Raw genomic sequence first — 665 nt, 5'->3', positions numbered from 1 at the left:
AGCGGAGACGGGTCGACCGCGACCCCACCTGGCACGTGATGCTTCGTACACTGAACTCTCCGCATGAATAGTGCGGGTGAAGGGACTGGAACCCCACCGCTCGGCGCGCCAGATCCTAAATCTGTGCGTCTGCCAATTCCGCCACACCCGCAAAGAGTGAGCCGTGCAGGGTTCGAACCTGCGACCCTCTGATTAAAAGTCAGATGCTCTACCAACTGAGCTAACGGCTCTCGATACAAATTTTATGTATTCCTATGTTAGAAAATGGTGCCGGCTGCAAGAGTCGAACTCGCGACCTACTGATTACAAATCAGTTGCTCTACCAACTGAGCTAAGCCGGCAAAAAAATGGTGGAGGTTAACGGGATCGAACCGCTGACCCTCTGCTTGTAAGGCAGATGCTCTCCCAGCTGAGCTAAACCTCCAAAAACATTGCCCGGCAGCGACCTACTCTCACAGGGGGAAGCCCCCAACTACCATCGGCGCAGAGAAGCTTAACTACCGTGTTCGGGATGGGAACGGGTGTGACCTTCTCGCCATAGCTACCAGACAAAAGAATGAAAGAACGATGTTCTCTCAAAACTAGAGAAGAAAAGCGTTTAGTTATCCACGTAACGAATCAAGATTAAAAGGTTAAGTCCTCGATCGATTAGTATTTGTCCGCTA

General features: G+C 51.1%; 4 tRNA genes and 1 rRNA gene. All 5 read right to left on the bottom strand.

Features of this window, described 5'->3' with window-relative positions:
• Window positions 1-71 precede the first annotated feature (71 nt).
• A tRNA-Leu gene (locus LFLEISCH_RS14405) sits at window positions 72-151 on the bottom strand.
• A gap of 6 nt (window positions 152-157) precedes the next feature.
• Window positions 158-230, bottom strand: a tRNA-Lys gene (locus LFLEISCH_RS14400).
• 35 nt (window positions 231-265) lie between these two features.
• Window positions 266-341: transfer RNA gene (locus LFLEISCH_RS14395), tRNA-Thr, on the bottom strand.
• A 7-nt stretch (window positions 342-348) separates the two neighbouring features.
• Window positions 349-424 (bottom strand) — tRNA-Val (locus tag LFLEISCH_RS14390).
• A 9-nt stretch (window positions 425-433) separates the two neighbouring features.
• Window positions 434-549: ribosomal RNA gene (gene rrf / locus LFLEISCH_RS14385) — 5S ribosomal RNA — on the bottom strand.
• Window positions 550-665 lie beyond the last annotated feature (116 nt).

It is taken from the genome of Listeria fleischmannii subsp. fleischmannii LU2006-1 (assembly GCF_000344175.1).
Lineage (GTDB): Bacteria > Bacillota > Bacilli > Lactobacillales > Listeriaceae > Listeria > Listeria fleischmannii.
The sequence above is the reverse complement of the archived record's forward strand: the minus strand, read 5'-3'. Positions and strand labels throughout refer to the sequence as shown.